Below are 18911 nucleotides of genomic sequence, written 5' to 3' on the forward strand. Positions count from 1 at the left end.
GAGAAAAATTTTATTTTAATTTACCAAATACTTTATATTTATCCCAATATATATCAAGGGCTTGTTTTAATTGTTTATCATCTAAAGTTGTAGGTTTTTTAATATCAAATCTAAGAATAAATGCTTCTGGCATAACCGTAGTTTCTTTTGAAGGTTCTTTTAAATATTCAAATAAAGCAAACTTTACAGCCTTTTCACTACTATATTTTAAAAGATATCTATAAAAAAATTTATCAATTGAAACAGGTAATTGCTTATGGCAAGTTACACAATTTTCTTCATAAATATCTGCTTTTAAAAAACTTAGTGTTATTAAAAAAAGTATAATTAATCTTGCCATTTTATTTCTACCTTTGTTCCTTTATTTACATTAGAAGAAAATATAACTTTTAAATTATACTCTTTTGCAATCATAGATACAATATTTAGCCCTATTCCAAAGCCACCTACAGTTTTATCAAATCTTTTATATCTAATAAAAAGGTTTTCTAATTCTTCTTTTGTCATACCTTTTCCACTATCTTCAATAATTAAAGAGTTCTTTTTTAAAGTAATTTTTATAAAACCTTCAATTTTATTGTATTTAATAGCATTTGATAAAAGATTATCAATTAGTTTTGAAATCTTTTTTTCATCAATAAAAATAGAAATATTATCATCTATATCTTTTATAAAAACTATTTTTTTAACATCAGCTAAAGTTTTAAAATACTCCAATCTTTGCTTTAAAATATATGATAAATCAAGATTAGTATTTTGAGAAACTATTTTATTATTTAAAGTAAGATAAGTTAAATCATCATATATATTAGAAATAGTTTTTGCACCAATATCAATCCTATTTATTTTCTTTTTTAATTTTTCATCTAAAGTATCTTTATTTATCATCTCAATATTTGAAACTATAGTTGAAACAGGTGTGTTTAACTCATGTGTAGTATCTTTTATAAATCTATCAAGTAAATATAAGGCATCTTTCATTGGTTTTATTAAAATATTTAATAAAAAGTATCCAATTATAAGCATAATTATAAAAATAGAACCATTAAAATAAAAAAGGAAATCTGATAATTCTTCTATCCAATTTCTACTTTGTGAAATCTCTATAACCACATATTTTGTTCCAAGATAATAAGATTCAGGTTGAGTAATAAAATGAATTTTATCATCATTGGTTAAATATATTACTTTTTTTAAATCTACTTCTTTTGATTTAAGTGTTGAAAAAATATTTTTTTTATCACTATCAAAAATAGCAGAATTATACCTTTCATCTCTTGGATAGTATTTATATTTATCAAAATTTATATGTAAATCTTTTAATCTTAAAGTAAAATCACTAGTGTAGTTTTGAAGTTCAGTTCTTTTTTCTTGAAGTAACAAGTCTTTTTGAAAACTATAATAAATAAAAGTAAAAAAACAAAGAATTATTAAACATAAAATCATATATAAAGAAAAGAAGCCTAAAAGAGTTCTTTTTTCACTACGAATTAAATCTATATCCCAATTTTTTAAGGCTAACAATTTTTTCTTTTCCTAATATTTTTCTAAGATTTTTAATATATGTTCTAAGTGAAGTATCACTTATATCTTCATCATATTCCCAAACATGATCATATATTCTTTCATGTACTAATAACTCATTGGGATTTAATAAAAATAGTTTTAATAACTTTAACTCTTTATTATGTAAGTTTTGAACTTCACCATTTTTAATAAGAGTATGAGATTTCATATTAAAACTTAAGTTTTCATCTATTTTTATAATCTCTTCTTTTGAAGAGTATTCTCTTTTTAAAATTGTATTTACTCTAAGTAATAACTCTTTTAAAACAAAAGGTTTTCTAATATAATCATCACAGCCACTATCAAATCCCTCTTCTAAAGACTGCATAGAGTTTAAAGAAGTTATAAAAATAGCTGGAGTTTTTTGATTTTCTCTTATTTGTTTTAAAACTTTAAAACCATTTAATAAAGGAACATTAACATCAAGCAACAATAAATCAAATCTATTTTCATAAACTTTTTCTATTGCTTCTTCCCCATCATAAGCACAAATTACTTCAAAATCAGCATCTTGCAAATATTCAGCTATTGTATCGCTTAATGTTATATCATCTTCAAGTAAAAGTATTTTTCTTTGCATAAATTATCTTTGTAATTTAGGAAGATTTTTTATATAAGCTTTTTTTTCTTTATCATTCATTGTAGAAACTCTACTTTGTAATTCCTTTTCAAAAGCTTTTTTTTCATTTGATTTTACATATCCCATAATTGCAATAAGTTCTTGATTACTCATTTCAGAAAAATTTGTTTTTGAAAAAGCAAAAGTAAAAATCATTAAAGTTAATATAAAAAATCTAAACATTTCCCATCTTTATTATTTGTTTTAAAAAGTAATAATACCATAAAAAATGTAGAAGAATCGTAAAACAAAAGGCTAAATTTAATACCTTTATATTAAAATTTCCCTAATAAATAAAAAGGGAAGAAAAATGTTAAAACTGGCTTTAGTAGCAACTAGTACAATTTTTCTATTTTCTGGATGCTTTAATCAAAATGTAAAAGAAGAATGGACTTCTTTTATTTATCCAGATAAAGAAAATACAAAAAGAAGTATGAAAAGTGGTGTTTATGCTACTTTAAATGAATGTAAAGAAGCCTCATTAAATAAATTAAAAAGTTTAGGTTTAGAAGGTGATTATATTTGTGGTTTAAATTGTACTTTTAATGAAGAGATGAAAACAGAAGTTTGCAAAAAGATGGCTAAGTAAAATACTTAGTCATTTATTTCATTGATTTTTAAAAAGTTTTGTGCTCTTTTGTGTCCTTTTAAAGCAGCCAATTTCATCCAATAAACAGCTTTTTGTTTATCTTCTTTTACCCCATATCCATTAAAATAAAAATAACCTAAATAATACATAGATTTTAGATTTTCATATTTTGTAGCAGCAATTTCATACCAATAAAAAGCTTTTTCATAATTTTGTTGTATTTTTGTATCTTTTCTATATAAATCAGCAATTTTAATAATTGCCGTTTTATTCCCAGCTTTTGCACTTTGTTCAATCCAGAAAGCTGCTTTTTCATAATTTTTATCTACAAATTCTCCACTATAATACATCATTCCTAGGTTTATTTGAGCTAAAGCATTTCCTGCATTTGCTGCTTTTTCAAACCAAAAGAAGGCTTTTTGTAAATCTTTTTTTACACCCTGACCAAAATAGTAGAGCTTCCCTAAATTATTTTGAGCAAAAATTACTCCAGCATTTGCAGCTTTTTCATACCAATAAAAAGCTTTTGCTAAATTCTCTTTTGTATTTTTTCTTTCATAAAGCATTGCTAGATTTAATTGAGCTAAAGCATAACCAGATTGGGCACTTTTTGTAAACCAAAAAATAGCCTGTTGCATATCTTTTTTTACTACTTCACCTAAAAAATATAATTGTGCTAAATTATTTTGAGCTTGAAAATTACCATTTTTTGAAGCTTGCATATACCAATGAAAAGCTAGTTGTTTATTAATAGGTACACCTAACCCTTTATAATTCATCATTCCTAAATTAAATTGAGCCTTTGCATCATCTTGTAAAGCTAAAGAGCTAAATTGTTCATAAGCAATTAGATATTTTTTTTCTTGCAGATTTTTAGCAGCCTCTTCAAAAGAAGCAGCAGTTAAAAAAGTAAATAAAAATAAAATAAAAAAAATAGTTTTCATATTTACTCCTTACTTATTTAATCACTTCTTCAAACTTTTTTAAATCTGTAGTCTTGTTTTTTAAATCTTCTTCAAATTCATTTTTAATTGCAATTGATTCAGGGTCTTCTTTTTTTTCTATTTCTTTTTCTTCATCAAATTCTATTAGTGAGCCATACTCTTTTAACAATTGCTCTTTTTTCTTTTCATCACTATTTTCTAAAGCCTCTAAAGCTTTTAGTTTTTCTTCTCTTTGAGTAATTGTTATATCTTTAATAATGTCTTCTTTTGTAGGTGTTGTTTTTTTAAAATCAAAAGTAGAACAAATATAACCTCTACACCATACCCAATCTTTTTTTAAACCTAGTAAATAATCTATTCTATCCCAAATTAAGTTATGTAAAGAATTATCTACAAATCTTTTTTTAGTTTCATCAAATTTATCTGTTTCATAAATAGATAATTTAGCATAAGATTTTTTATCTTTCTCTTCAACTTCTAAAAGCCAATTTTCAACAGAAATATTAGAAGATATAAACATATAATCATAATTAATTTTTTCAATATGTAAATGATTTCTATAAGAGTTTATTAAATACTTATCTTTTGAAGCTAGAATAAAAACTTTCTTCATAGCTTCTAATAAAGCATCTTTTGTTATATCTTCATAAACTCTTTGTGTAGTTTCAACTATTGAAGCATTTGAGTAATCTTCTTTAGGTGTTTGATCTACTTTGTATGAACAACCTGTAAAAAAAAGAATAAAAACAACTAATAAAACTCTATACATAAATTTTCCCTTATCTACTTGTAGCATAAATACCCAATCTTTCCAATAATGCATAATCATTATCTGCTTTAACACCTTCAGTTAAAATCTCCATATCATTTAATTGAGCAAATATTAAAATATTTTTAACTTTATGTTTTTTAACTTTATCATTTGCAACATTTGTAGTATAATCTTTATCAATTCTTAAATAATCAAGATTTAAATTTTCCAACTCTTCTAATGGATAATCATTTGTATTATATCTTTTTAGTAATACTTTAGCTCCTAACTCTTTCACATGCTTAACAAACTTTTTAAACTTATGTTTATGGTGAGAAGCTGTATAAGAAGTAATACTAAAAACTATCTTTCTTTTTAAGTTTTCATTTTCATTTAGTATTTTTTCTAACCATTTATTAAACTCTTTATTTGCTATTGTATCAACGGCTAAATTTATAGCAATTTCATGTGTAGCTTTTGAATATTTTAAATACTCAATTACCTTTGTAATTACTAATTTATCAAAATTTACTATTTCATTGATTTTTTCTGCAATTGAAACAAAAGAACCAATAGGAAGTTTTTGTTGATTATTATCATATAAAAGAGGTGAAACTTCTTGCATTACAAGTTTATTATCTCCAAAAGTATAACTATTTGAAGCATAATCAACATCAAAATTAGCATCATGTATTGTAGTTGAAACTATTTTTTCTAAAGTAGCATAATTATGCTCAATTTGTTTTTCAGTAATTAAATAAAAACTATTTGGTTGGTTATTTTTAGCAATATTATAAGCTTCATTTACTGAATTCATAATAGAATTTAAAGTTCCATATAAATCAAAAGGTGTTGCACCAATATTAATTATATTTTCTGGAAGTTTATATTTTGAAGATAACTCTTTTACAATAGTATTTACTATTGCTTTACATATCTCTTCTATTTTAACACTATCATGTCTTTTTGCAATTATTGCAAATTCTGAACCATAAAATCTATACATTGTAATATCAACTTTACTAAATCTATAAATTATATTTTTAATAATAGTTACAAAGTTTTCAATAAAAGTATCAGTATAAGAACTTCCATTTAATTTTGTAAATTCAACTAAAGATGGTATTTTAACTATTAATACATAACCTGAAATAGAAGAGACAAACATACCTTTTATATCAAGTTCAAAAATCTTTTGATTTTCTAATCCTGTTAATGTATCAGTAGACATCTTTCTTTCAATAGTCTCTTTACTAATATTTAACTCATTTACACTTGAAGCTAATTTATTTGATATTGTACTAATTTTAGAAATTAAAGCAGTTACCTCCTGCACTCCATCAAAATCTTTTTGTTTTATTTTATGAAATTTATTTTCTAAAATATCATCTAATATTTTATTTAACTTATGTAAAGGTTTTGTTACATACTTTTTAAATACAAATCTATTGTAATAGTTGAAAATAAGAATTATAGGGAAAAACATAATAAAAGCATAAAAAAATAGTTTTTTAACTAAAGTATATACTTCATATTTAATATTATAAGGCTCTAATATATAAGAAATAGTTGCTATTTTTATCTTATTTAGATAAATCTCTTTAACTTCAGGTTTAAATGTTGTATCAAAAATATAAGAAAACCAAAAAGGAAACTCTATTTTATTTTTTAATGTTTTTTGTTTTTTATTTATATTTTTAAAATCAAATCTTGCAAAAAGATTTTTAACTTCATCTTCTACAAAAGCTTGATACCTAATATTTAAATATTGTGTTTTATCTAAATTAGAAGAAGGTATAAGTTCATAATAATTATCGATTTTTCTAATTTCTCCATATTTTATATCAACTACAACATCACTAATATTTGCCTTTTCATCACTAAAATTTGGAGTATTTAAAATAAGTGCATTTTTATTAAAAATTAGTTGATTTAACTCAATAGTAATTTCTTGAAAATCATTTGTTTTTAAAAGTTCATCAAGCTGTTTATTTAAAGCTAAAATATCATGATTTAAAATTAATGGTTTAATTTTATTATCAAAATTTTCTATTTTTAAAAAATAAGCTTTTTTTGAATCTTTTATTAACTCATCTTTAAAATCCACAAAAAAAGTATAAAAAGTAAAGAAAAATAATCCTAAAAACACAATAGTTAAAATAACTATATTTTTTAATAAAATATAAGAGTCTTTATTGATTAGTTTTTCTTTTATTCTTTTCATCTAACTTCTCCAAGAAGTTTTATAGATGTTTCATCTATCCCAGAAAAGTTTTTACTACTATTTAAAGCTTCTTCTTGAGTATCAAAAACTCCATAATAAATCTCTACTTTATCTTTATTTTCAAGCGTTACATATAAATTATCTCTTAAAGATAGTTTTGTTAGATACTCTTGCAATAAATCTTTACTTACACTTCCTATTAAAATAGTATATTTACCTTCAAAATCATTGTAAAATTGTTCTTTAAAATCTTTAAAAGTTGTTTTTTGAACCAATGGTTCTTCTTTTATATTATTTATCAAATTCTCTTTTTCAAAGGGTGCTTTTTCTTCAGTTTTAAGTACTTCTTGTTCTTTTAACTTTTCTTGTTTATGGTATTTATAATATAAATCTTGTTTTCTATATATTTTTTCCACATATGGAGAGTTGTTTTTTAAAGCCTTAGGAAGAGTATTTATTGCTTCTAAACCTTCTTGGTATGTATTTAAAACTTTATACATAACTTTTGCAAAATTCTCTTTTCCAAAAGTAAATACAAAAGTATCTTTTTCAATATTATAATCTTTTACAAACTCTATTGCTTTTTGTAAAGAAGGCAAAGTTGCTAAATTAATAGAATAAGCATCTCTTGAAGCTTCTAAAAATTCTTGCTTTAAAGAACTTTTATTTTGAGAGATTTGCTCTTGTAGAGGTTCTAAAGAAGATTTTTTTAAACTTTCTTGTTTATTGTTTTCTTTAATTACCTCTTGTTTTAATGCTTCTTTAGAAGTTTTTTCATCTTTAGTTTTTTCTATAATTGTTTTTGTTTTTGTAACTAATTCATATTCAACTTTATTTTTATTATCTTCATTTAAATTTTGAGAATTTTGTTTATATAGTTTTTGTTTTGAATCAATTTTTTCTATTATTGGGAAATAAGTCTTTTTAATCTCATCTAATAAATCTAAAGCTTGGCTAGCTTGTTCATAAGTATCAAAAACACCATACATTACTTTTACTAACTCTTTACCTTCAACATATTTAAATACAAAAGAGTTATTATAAATCCCCTCTTTTTCTACAAATTCACCTGCAATTTTAAGAGATGGGAATGTTGCCACATTAATTGTAAATTTATCACTTGGTGCATTTAAGAATTTTTCTTTAAATTCTTCATTTGTTTTAAACTCATTTATAGGTTTAATAACTTGTATTTTTTCAATTATTTTAACTTTTGTTTTAGGAGGTTCAACTTCAATTTTTAAACCTTCTAAATATTTAGCATATAACTCTTTTACTTCTTTTACTTTTTTAATTTCAATATTTTGTTTAATTCCTAAATCTTTTAGTTTTTGCATTTCAGTTGTTGCATCTAACTCATTTTCAAAGATTTTATAGGCTACATTTGTTTTAATTTCATATTTTTCTACTTTATCATAAGCAAAAGATTCTTTATCAATTTTTTGCTCTTTTATAAAATCAAAGGCTTTATACACATTATCAAAAGAAGAAATATTTAAAATATAATATTCTTGTTTTGTTTGTAAAAACATAGAGATAAAGTTATTTATATTTTCATCTATTGAAGGTTTAACTTCAACTACCTTTTCAACTTTTACACTTTCTTGTTTTACTTCATCTAAAATAGTTTTTTCTTCACTATCATTATAAAGATTTGTATTATAAGAGCTATTTGAAAAATCTATAAATTTATCACTTTCAGGGTCTATATCAAAAAATGATAATAAATCTCCTGTAAAACTTAATACTAAAAAATAATCTTCAATATTGCTATTTTGAAATTTTAAAAGTTCAAGTTCAGCACTATTTAGTTGTCTTTGCCCTTGTAATAATACATTTAAGTCTTGCTCACCTAATTTAAAAGCTTCCCAATAAGCATCAACTGCTTCTTTTGAAGAAACTACTTCACTTTTTGTAGTTTTTAAAGCTTGGTTTACACTATTAATTGAAGTATGTAGTTTTGATAGATTCCACTTTAATTTTTTAGTCTCTTCATTTAATCTAAATTTTAAATCTCTTAATACACTATAACTTTTTAAAACTTTATTTCTATCTTTTCCACCATTAAAAATATTATATGATAGTTTAATTTTTCCTACAAAATCATTTTCAGGACCTTCATAATCCTCTTGATCCATAACATCCTCATAAGATAGTTCAAGATCAACTCTAGGGCTAAAACTTGTTTTTGCATTTCTAACTTTATGTTTTTCTGCTTCTATATTAAAATAATAGTTTTTTAAATTTGGATTTTGTTTTACTGCTCTTTCATATAAAATATCAAATTGTGCTAGTTTAATATCAAAATCCCTTTCAAAAGGAAGAGTTTTAGAAAACTTTTGTCCCACTACATATTCATAATATCTTAAAGCTTCGTTAAGCTTTGATTTATCCTTAATAAGTTTTGTTTGTGCATTTGCAACACTTGCTTTTATAGAAGTCAAATCACCAATTGAACTAGCACCATTGTCATATTTTATTGTTACAATATCCAAGATTTTTTGAAGCTGCTTCATATTTCTATCATTTACTTCAACAGCTTTTTTAGAAAAAACCACTCCAAAATATGCTTTTATTGCCTTTGTTAATTCTTCTTGTACTGCAATTTTATATTTATTTCTTTCAACTAATAAACTTTGTCTTAAACTTTCAATAAAAGTATGAGTTGCTCCACCTGAATATAAATTTTGAGACATTACAAGCCTATAACTTCTATCATTATAAAACTTATATCTTTGCTTATTGTCTCCAGGATAGTGTCTAGTTTTTGCATATGAGTATTCTAAGTTTAATGTTGGAAAATAATCAGCAATTGCATCATCTAATTTAAGTTGAGATTGAATTACTTTTTCTCTTGAAGACTTTACTAAATCACTATAAGATAATGTTTCTAAAACCACATCTTTTAAAGATACTTTTTGATACTTATCAAAAGAGATTTCAGAAGCAGAAACATAATTACTAACATCAAGCTTTTTTGTAGTAGTTCTTATCATCCCTTTTACTTCTAAATCTGAATAAACTTTATTTATTGATTTTTCATTTAATAATTTTATAGAGTTCTCTTTAAGATTATCAACAGTATTATCAATTTCTTGAGCATTTAAAGAAAAAGTAAATACTAAAGAGATTGTTAAATATGGTATTAAATTTTTTTTCATCTAAACTACTTCTTAACTTTTATTACGATATATCCATTTTTATCGTCAAATTTTTCTTTTAAATCTATTTTTGATAATAAATCAACTTTTACATCTTTTTTTTCATAACCAAATTTTCGAATAAGATTTCTAGCACTTATAGTTCTTCCTAAAGAAATCTGTTTTGCAATAGTTGCACTTACTTGATTTTTAGGATCAACAGCACTAATATAGATTTTGTGCTCACCTATTTTTTCTTTTATATTTTTTGTAAAAGCTTTTATCTTTTTAATAATGGCATCATCAACAAAAATTTCATTATCTTTAAAAGTTACAATCATATATTCATCTGTTTCAATACTCTTTTGTTTAGATTCTTTATTATCATCCATTTGTTCAGCATAATCAATACCTGGAGATTCAAGATTTTTCGTATTTTGTAATGTTTTTTCTAAAACCTCAATTTTCTCTTGTAATTTATCAACTACTTCTTGTACTTCTTTTTTTGTTTTTAAAACTTTTTCAACAACAGGTTGAGGATTACTATTTAAAATCAAATCATCAGTTGCAATTGAACCTGTATAAGATATTTTAAATTTAAACTGTGCGTAATATCCTAAATTTACTAAAGTTACAAGTAAAAATAGTAGCATTACTAAAATAACAGAAGAAAAGATATCAACAAATGATGGCCAAGGGTTAAATTCTTCTTCACATTTTGCCATATATTATCTACTCTCTACAGTTTTTTCTAAAGTATCTATTTTTTTAGTTAAAGCATTTACTAATTCCAATAATAATTTATTATTCTCTTCTTGTAATTGAAGACTTTTTTTAATAGTTTTATGCTCTGCTAAAATAACATTTGAGATCTCTTGTAAAGACTCTTCCATCATACTTGCATTTGAAAATTGATTTACATTTAATTCTTTTAATGAATTATCAACACTTTCTAATAATAAAGATTCATGTTCACTTGCTTTTGTATTTTCAGCTAAATTTGAAGTAATAATTTCATATAACTCTTGAGAAGCTTTATTTGATTTTTCAAGTTTATCAGTAAAAGTTCCCATAGTATCAATAAAAATATCAATAAATCCCCCAGGAATTCCAGGCGCTCCAACTGCTGAGGCAACACCAGAAGAGTTTGCAAGTTTTGATAAAACTTGTTTTCCATTTTCTTCTGATAAGGCACTTGTAATCTCTTCTAAAATATCAGAAGATTGAGATTCAATTATTTTACCTTTTAACCAATCTTCAACATCTTCTAAAAATGAAGCTTGATTTCTTGTAAGAATATACTGCATTACATTTAAAACAATAGCTGAGGCAACACCAAAAAGTGAAGAAGCAAATCCAATAGCCATACCACCTAAAGGGCCAGAGAAACCTGTCATAATCTCTCCAATATCAATATCATCTCCACCTAAAGATAAAATAATTGAACCCATTTCATCAATTGCTACAAGAAGTCCTGTAAATGTTCCAAAAAGACCTAACATTAGTGATGTTCCAACAAAGAAGCTTGTATATCCTTTTTGATTAAAAAATTGATCAGCAAGCCAATTTGTTACATCTTTTGCTTCAGTTTCAGTAAAATATAAAACCCCTTTTTGAGCCCTTCTATTAAACATGTGAGCAATAGTTGCAGGCATAAGTCCACTTATACCTTGTAAATAAAACTCTAATTCTTTACCTTTTTTATAAGCTAAAATTCCAAAAGTTCCTGCAAGCATAGTAAGTCTAATAGATGATTGATAAACAACTAAAAGACCAATTAAAAATACCGTTAAAATAGCTATATTAAAATTTAATGTAGCCATAAAGAAACTTTTAATTAATGCAAAGTTTGAATATACTAAAAATAGTAAGAAAAGCATAAATATAACAAATATTTTTAATATTTTAATTCTTCTCATACTAAACCTTAGAACATAAATAGTAGTATTGAAATAACTAATCCAAGAGCAACTGTAGTAACTGTCTTTGTCATTTTATCAACAATATTAACAAACGCCCCACTACCTTCGATTTTCTCTCCAAGAATTACTAATCCTATAGTAGCACCATTTATATCAGAGATTTTTTTATAAGTTTTATAATATGTATCATCAACTAAATATCCAACATCTAGTAACTGCTTAAAGCCATCTTTTCCATTTTCAATAAGTTTTGCAAAAAAAGAACCATCATATTTTTGTTCTTCTATTTTATAATCATCAATTACATCTCTATATTTACCTGTTTTTGCTTGTAAAGAGAGTTTACCAAGCATCTTTTGGTCAAGTAAAAAAGCAAAAATTGCATTATCTTGTTGAAATTGGGCTTTTAAAGTATGAATAGACTCTTTTACTTCAAGAACCCCTAAAACATTTTCATCTTTTAAAATAGGTTCTATTAAAATAACAAAAATACCATCATTTAAAACTTCTATTCCAAAGATTTTATTTTTATTTGTAATTACAGAGTTTATACTATTTCTATATTGATTTATTTGATTTGAAGAAGTGTAATATTTTATTGACATTTCATCAAAACCATTTTTTTTAAGATTTTCATTATAACTATTAATTACAGTATCAACTGCATTAATATTATTTTGTTCCATTGCCGTTATTAAATTAGAATTTGAATAAACTGAAGCTATTATTTTTTTAAAATTTTGTTCTTTCCTATTAATTCTATTAACTAAATTTGTATTGTAAGTTTCAGACATTCTTACATATACTTCTTTTGAAACATTTTCAGTCATTGTCATAAGGATATACATAGAAAATGAAATACCAACTATTGAAATAACAGAAAGTGTCGTAAACCAAAGGCCTTTTTTCTTTTTTAAATTTCTTAAGAAATTTTCAAGCATTTTAATAAAACTAAACATAAAACAACCTACCCCTTAATAAGTTAGATATAGTATAATATTTTATCTTACTATATTATTAAAAAATTATTATCTTGTTTTAAGTTTCGATACAAATTTTTATTTATTTTTCACCTAAAGCATTTTGACTTATATCTTTTAATGGTTTTAATATATATTGTAAGATAGTTTTTTTACCTGTTAAAATATTTACATTTGCAACCATCCCAGGTAAAATTGGTAAATCTGGTGCAAACTCATAATCATTAGCTTTTATCTTAGCAATATAAAAAATATTGCCACTTCTATCTTCAAAACTATCAGGAGAGATTGACACTAATTTTCCTTTTAATAATCCAAATTTTGAAAAATCATATGCTGTAATTTCTATTGATACATCTTGTCCACTCCAAATTTGAGCCCTATCAGAAGTTTTTATTTTAGCTTCAATTGTTAAAGTATCATCAATTGGTGTAATTTCAGCCATCTTATCACCAGGTTTTACAATTCCACCAACAGTATAAAAATATAGTTTATTAATTACTCCATTTACAGGAGAAACTACTGATTTTCTTTGATCTCTATCTTGATTTGCTTTATTTTCTTCCACAAGTTTATTTATCTCTACTTTTAAAGAAGAGTATTGCTTTAAAAACTTTGTTCTAATCTCTGATTTTACAGTTTCAACTCTTTTTTTTGATTCTTCAATCTCTTCTTTAATAATAGGAATAGTATTTCTAATTTCTTCAATTCTAGTAACAATACTTTGCTTTTTTGCTAACTCTGCTAAATACTCCTTTTTAGATACAACTTTCTTACTATATAAGTTTTCTAAAATTTTCATATTTGATTGGGCTAAATTTAACTCTAATGTTAAATTTTCAAATTTTATTTGAGCTTCTTTTAGTTTTAATTGTTTTTGAGAAACTTTGTCTTGTTCTAAACTAATCTTTGTATTATTGTTTTCTAAATCTTCTAAAAAAATTCTTTTTTCATTTTCAATAATATCTGGTATTCTTTCTTCTAAAGAGGAAGGAAATTGAATATTTTTTTGATTTGCTATTGAAGCTTGTAGTCTAATTGCACTTGCTTCATAAGATAAAAGTTCAATCTCTTTTGCTTTTAAATCAGCTTTAAAAAAGGCATTTGTTAAAGTATAAATCGTATCACCTTTTTTTACCTTATCTCCTTCATTTAATAAAATAGAAGAGATAATTCCCCCTTCAAAGTTTTGTAAGACTTTTGTTTGTCCTGAAGGTACAACTTTCCCCTCTCCTCTTACAACTTCATCAATTTTGCTAAAACCTGCCCAAAAAAGAAATAAAACAAAAAATATCATTATAGGAATAACTGATACATAATAATTCCATTTTTCTTCTTCAAATAACTTATTCATATTTTATATCTTTCTTTGAGATAGTGCATTAAGCACTTTATCTTTAGGCCCATCTGCCACAACTTTTCCATTATTTAAAACAATAACTCTATCTACCATATCAAGTGCTGCAAATCTATGCGTAATAACTATTAAAGTTTTCCCTTCAACAATCTTATTTACATGATTTACTAAAGTTTTTTCTAATCCCACGTCAAGTCCTGTTGTGGGTTCATCTAAAACTAAAATTGGAGGGTCATTTAAAATTGCCCTTGCAAGTGCAACTAAGTGTCTTTGTCCAACAGAAAGATTTGAACCTCTTTCTCCCACTTGAAGACCATCTCCTTGACCACTTTTTTTAACTAATTCTTCAAGACCCGTAATTTTTATTAGTTGCATCATTCTTTCTTTACTAATAGGGTTTGAAAGTTCTATATTTTCTTTTAATGTTCCAGAAAATAAAAAAGGTTCTTGGGGCATAACTCCAATATTGTGTCTTAATTCAACTGGATGAAGTGTTGAAATCTCATGTCCATCTAAATAAATACTTCCCTTTGTTGGTATTTCAAGTCCAGTAAGCATTCTTAAAAATGTACTTTTACCAGCCCCTGTTTGACCAATAATTCCCACTCTATCCCCTGCTTTTATATTAATATTACACTCATCAAGAGAAGGATATTTACTATTTTTATAATAAAAAGTTACATCTTTAAATTCAATATCACCTTTTAGTTTTCCAACACCTATTTCTAAATTTTTATCATTTTCAATTGGTAAATGCCAAAATTCATTAATATTATTTAAAGACTCTTTTACCTCTTTAAACCTAATAACCATCATAGAAGTTTGAATAACAGGCACCATTGCTCTACTTGAAAGAATTGTTACAGCAATAAGTCCACCAACTGTAAGATTTTTATTTGCTATTTCAAAAACTCCCACTACAATAACAAGCATTGTAACTAGCTGAACAATAGATTGAGAAAGGTTCATTGAAAATACATTTAAAGATTGTATTTTTTGTGCAACATTATCTGTTAGGGCTACTATATTTCTCCAATTAAAAAGCTTTGTAGAAGTAGCATTTGATAGTTTTATTATCTCACTTCCTTGAATTGTTTCCACCAAATAACTATGCTTTGTTTGAGTATTTTGTATATTTTTTTTACTTAAATTTGAAATTGGAATTTGCATAAAAATATTAAATATTATTATAAAAATTGCAATAAATAAAGGTACTAAAGCAACAGCAGGTGAAATAAGAAAAATCACAATTAAAGCAATAAAGAAAAAAGGTAAATCAATTACTTGTAAAATAGATTTTGTTGCAAAGAAATCTCTTATTTGATTTAACTCTTTAAATAAATTTGCTTTTGAACCAATTAGCATGGTATCATATTGAGATTTTAAAGATAACATTCTTTTCATCAATTCTTCTTCTAAATAAACCCCAAGTTTTTTACCAACTTTTTCAATAATATGATTTCTTACACTTTTAAAATAAACATCAAATAATAAAATTAAAACTACTCCACTTGATAATACAAATAGGGTTTCTATGGCATTATTTGGAATTACCCTATCATATACACTCATAGTAAATAAAGGTACAGCCAAAGCAAAAATATTAATAAATATTGTAAGTATACCTATTTCAATATATGAACGCCAAAAACTTTTAACAGGTTCCCAAAACCAATTACCACTTCTACTTTGACCTAAAAGTTCACTTTTCTTTTTATCTCTAAAAATTAAAATAACCGAAGTAAAATTTTTTAAAAAAGAATTTTCTACTATTTGTTTTTCATTTGTAGAAATATCTAAAAGTGTTGCTTCTTTTGCTTTACTTAATAAAATAAAAGGTTTATCTTCTTTATCAAAGACAATACAAGGTAAAAAGTGTGCTGGAATATCTACTGTATTCATCTGCTTAGAAATAGCATAAAGTCCCACTTCATGAGCAACATCAATTGCTATTTCTTTAGTAAATCCAGCATTTGTATTTGCACTCAAAGTTATAATTGTGTCTAAAGATATATCCCCAAAATAGAAATCTAATATATATTTAAATGAAAATAGTAAAGGAAACTCTTTTGGTGTTATTTCACTACTATTTTCAATCTTCCCTTCATAATTTTCCAATAAAAAACCTACTTAATTTTTATTTTAAATTGCTTAGATAGTTTAGCGTAAAGTGACTGAAATACACTATCCCAAACCCTTGCTGTCTTTTGTCTAAATAACTTTGCACTTGGATACCATTTAGTATCTTCACCCTTATTTGTCCATCTCCAATCTGGATATTTTTGTAAAGGAATCCAAACTGGTGCATTTATTGCTCCACAAAGATGAGCAACAGAAGTATCAGATGAAATTACTAAATCAAGTTGTTTAACCAAAGAAGCTGTTTTAGAAAAATCAGTTAATTTAGATGTTAAATCAATAATCTTTCCATTATATTTTTTTATTTGTTCATTTTCATTTCCAACTTGTAAAGAATAAAGATTTATTTTTGGATGGTTTATTAATGGCTCAAAATATTTTAAATCAAATACTTTTCCTTCATAACTCTCTCCTGTAACTGAGGCACTCCAACAAATCCCAATATCTATTTTATCTTTAGATTTTTCTATTTTTAAAGATTTATCATTAAAAGCAGTTAAATATGGCATTTGTTTTGGTAAATCATTTAAACTTTGCATATTTAAAATATATGGCATGCTCATAATTGGTAAATGATAATCAAATGCAGGAGTTGGTTCACTTCTATTTGTTAAAATATCTATTTCTTTTATAGTTTTAAATAACTCTTTTAGTTCATCTCTACATTTAACAGCAATTTTGCATTTAAATTTTTCTTTTAAATTAGGTAAAAATCTAATAAATTGTATAGAATCACCAAAACCTTGTTCTGAGTGTAATAGTAAAGTTTTACCTTCAATATTATCCTCTTTTCTTAACATAGGTTGTGAAAAAATATCTTTATTATTAAATATATGAGCTAACATCTCTTCTTTTTTAAATCTCCACTCATATTCACTCCAACCATTTTTAAAATCATTTTTAGATAAATATATAGTTGCTAAATCAAAATGTGCATTTTCAAAATTTGGGTTTAATTCTATTGCTTTTTTATAGCTATCTATTGCTTTATTTATATATCCTAAGTTTTTATATGAAGTCCCCAGATTGCTGTAAGCATTTGAGCCTTTTGGCTCTAACTCAATAGATTTTTCATGTAATTTTGCTGCTTTTTTATAATCAAATAATTTATTATAAACATTTCCTAAATTTGTATATGCTCCTGCATTTTTAGGATTTAATTGTATTGCTTTTTCCAAGTTTTGTATTGCTAATTCATAGTTTTTAAGTTTATTATAACAAGCACCAATATTACTATATAGTTCATTGTATTCAGGATCAACTTTTAAAGCTATTTTAAAAATCTCAATAGCTTGCTCATACTTTTTTTGTTTATATAAAACAACACCTATATTATTAATAGCTTTTGAATAATTTGGATTTACTCTAACAGCCTCTTTATATGCAACTATTGCTTTATTATAATCATTTATTGCCTCATAAACTATACCTAAATTATTATAAGCATTAAAATCTTTTGGATTTAATTTAATAGCATCACTAAAAGCTTTTATAGCATTTTTATAATCTTTTACTTCTTTAAATAGATTTCCTAAATTATTTAAAACAAGTTGGTTTTTACTATTTATTTTTAAAGCTTTTATATATACTTCAAAAGCTTCTTTATATCTTTTTTGAGTTTTTAAAATTACGCCTAAATTACAATAATGTTCAGAGGCATTTGGTTCAAGTTTTAATAACTCTTCATATTTTTGTTGTGCTATTTTAAATTGCTTTTTATTGTATGCTTCAAAAGCTTCATTATTTAAATTTTCAATTAATTTTCTACTCATTTTTTACCTTTTGCCATTGGATGAAAAGATGAATCTGTTATTTCAGTCATTTTTTCCACATTTATATTAAAATCTTTATGTATGCAAAGCATATTTACTGATACTATATTTTTAAAAATATTATTTTCATTTTTTGCAAAATTGTTTTTATTAAATAAAGTAGGCAAATGCCAATATAGCCTATATCCAAGAGATTTAACTAATTGTATTAACTCTTTTGAGTTTTCTTGCCTATCATTTTCTATATATAAGAAAGGTTTAAATTTTTGTATAATCTCTTTAGAGCCTTCTATAACCTCTTTTTCCATACCTTCTACATCAATTTTTATTAGTTTTAATCTTGAGATTTTATCTTTAAAACTATCAAGTTTCTCTTTTTTTACGGGTGTTCCAACTTTAAATTTATCTACACTAATACCACCAAAATTTCCCTGTTTTGAATAATCAATTTCAGGTATTGCCACATATCCTTCTTCATTAGATAAAGCCATTTGAAAAGTATGCACATTTGTAATACTATTTAATGCTAAATTTGCACATAATGTTTGAAAAACTACCCTTTGAGGTTCAAAGGCTAAAATAACACCTTTTTGTTTAACTAGCTTTGATAAACTAAGAGTATGAGCTCCAATATTAGCCCCTATTTCAATAACAACATCACCTTCTTTACAAATTTGTTCAAAAAGTGCAGTTTCATGATAAGAAAACTCCCCATACTCTTCAATAGATTTTCCTATATAAATATCATTTTTATTATAAAGTAAATATCCATCTCTTGCTTTAACAACTCTATTAAATTTTTCATTATTTAATATATTTTCTAACATATTTTATTTTCCATTTAAATTAATATCTTATTTAATTAACCCCAATAACATTATTAAATGCTATTGGAATTTAGTTCATAA

At 24.5% G+C, this 18911-nt stretch carries 16 protein-coding genes; 1 reads left to right on the forward strand and 15 read right to left on the reverse strand.

The genetic code is table 11. The features are described from left to right. Positions 1 to 10: 10 nt before the first annotated feature. The 4 genes from AMYT_RS08300 to AMYT_RS08315 are packed head-to-tail and all read right to left on the reverse strand — an operon-like array spanning position 11 to position 2368. The gene (locus AMYT_RS08300) at positions 11 to 340 is read right to left on the reverse strand and encodes a hypothetical protein (protein ID WP_114842084.1); all 330 of its coding nucleotides are present in this window, start codon (positions 338 to 340) and stop codon (positions 11 to 13) included. Next, positions 328 to 1524 (reverse strand): sensor histidine kinase, encoded by a 1197-nt coding sequence (locus AMYT_RS08305; protein WP_114842085.1) that lies wholly within the window; start codon positions 1522 to 1524, stop codon positions 328 to 330. Before AMYT_RS08305 ends, AMYT_RS08300 begins: the two co-directional genes overlap by 13 nt. Then, the gene (locus AMYT_RS08310; RefSeq protein WP_114842086.1) at positions 1484 to 2146 is read right to left on the reverse strand and encodes a response regulator transcription factor; all 663 of its coding nucleotides are present in this window, start codon (positions 2144 to 2146) and stop codon (positions 1484 to 1486) included. Before AMYT_RS08310 ends, AMYT_RS08305 begins: the two co-directional genes overlap by 41 nt. A gap of 3 nt (positions 2147 to 2149) precedes the next feature. Next, complete coding sequence (locus tag AMYT_RS08315) at positions 2150 to 2368, reverse strand: DUF1104 domain-containing protein (protein WP_114842087.1); 219 nt, start codon at positions 2366 to 2368, stop codon at positions 2150 to 2152. Positions 2369 to 2495: 127 nt separating this feature from the next. On the opposite strand from AMYT_RS08315, the gene AMYT_RS08320 reads away from it, so the two are divergent. After that, positions 2496 to 2774 (forward strand): hypothetical protein, encoded by a 279-nt coding sequence (locus AMYT_RS08320; RefSeq protein WP_114842088.1) that lies wholly within the window; start codon positions 2496 to 2498, stop codon positions 2772 to 2774. 5 nt (positions 2775 to 2779) lie between these two features. Here the strand turns inward: AMYT_RS08320 and AMYT_RS08325 are convergent, their stop codons facing one another. From AMYT_RS08325 to AMYT_RS08375, 11 genes are all read right to left on the reverse strand, one after another. After that, positions 2780 to 3718 (reverse strand): SEL1-like repeat protein, encoded by a 939-nt coding sequence (locus AMYT_RS08325; RefSeq protein WP_114842089.1) that lies wholly within the window; start codon positions 3716 to 3718, stop codon positions 2780 to 2782. A 13-nt stretch (positions 3719 to 3731) separates the two neighbouring features. Then, positions 3732 to 4487: a hypothetical protein gene (locus tag AMYT_RS08330; protein ID WP_129085767.1), complete on the reverse strand. Its 756-nt coding sequence runs from the start codon at positions 4485 to 4487 to the stop codon at positions 3732 to 3734. A 10-nt stretch (positions 4488 to 4497) separates the two neighbouring features. Continuing rightward, entirely contained in the window at positions 4498 to 6693 is a 2196-nt protein-coding gene (locus tag AMYT_RS08335) for an EAL domain-containing protein (RefSeq protein WP_114842091.1), read from the reverse strand. After that, entirely contained in the window at positions 6690 to 9854 is a 3165-nt protein-coding gene (locus AMYT_RS08340) for a TolC family protein (RefSeq protein ID WP_114842092.1), read from the reverse strand. Before AMYT_RS08340 ends, AMYT_RS08335 begins: the two co-directional genes overlap by 4 nt. 5 nt (positions 9855 to 9859) lie before the next feature. Then, positions 9860 to 10558: a hypothetical protein gene (locus tag AMYT_RS08345; protein WP_114842093.1), complete on the reverse strand. Its 699-nt coding sequence runs from the start codon at positions 10556 to 10558 to the stop codon at positions 9860 to 9862. 3 nt (positions 10559 to 10561) lie between these two features. Continuing rightward, complete coding sequence (locus AMYT_RS08350; protein WP_114842094.1) at positions 10562 to 11752, reverse strand: hypothetical protein; 1191 nt, start codon at positions 11750 to 11752, stop codon at positions 10562 to 10564. A gap of 8 nt (positions 11753 to 11760) precedes the next feature. Continuing rightward, positions 11761 to 12714, reverse strand: coding sequence for a hypothetical protein (locus AMYT_RS08355; protein ID WP_114842095.1), 954 nt, complete (start codon positions 12712 to 12714; stop codon positions 11761 to 11763). Positions 12715 to 12817: 103 nt separating this feature from the next. Beyond that, positions 12818 to 14089, reverse strand: coding sequence for an HlyD family type I secretion periplasmic adaptor subunit (locus AMYT_RS08360; protein WP_114842096.1), 1272 nt, complete (start codon positions 14087 to 14089; stop codon positions 12818 to 12820). 3 nt (positions 14090 to 14092) lie between these two features. Further along, positions 14093 to 16210, reverse strand: a complete 2118-nt coding sequence (locus AMYT_RS08365) for a type I secretion system permease/ATPase (protein WP_114842097.1) — start codon at positions 16208 to 16210, stop codon at positions 14093 to 14095. Positions 16211 to 16218: 8 nt separating this feature from the next. Continuing rightward, positions 16219 to 18003: a tetratricopeptide repeat protein gene (locus AMYT_RS08370; RefSeq protein WP_114842098.1), complete on the reverse strand. Its 1785-nt coding sequence runs from the start codon at positions 18001 to 18003 to the stop codon at positions 16219 to 16221. Beyond that, entirely contained in the window at positions 18000 to 18830 is an 831-nt protein-coding gene (locus tag AMYT_RS08375; RefSeq protein WP_114842099.1) for an FkbM family methyltransferase, read from the reverse strand. The genes AMYT_RS08370 and AMYT_RS08375 overlap by 4 nt, the downstream gene beginning before the upstream one ends. Positions 18831 to 18911 lie beyond the last annotated feature (81 nt).

The organism is Malaciobacter mytili LMG 24559 (assembly GCF_003346775.1).
GTDB lineage: Bacteria > Campylobacterota > Campylobacteria > Campylobacterales > Arcobacteraceae > Malaciobacter > Malaciobacter mytili.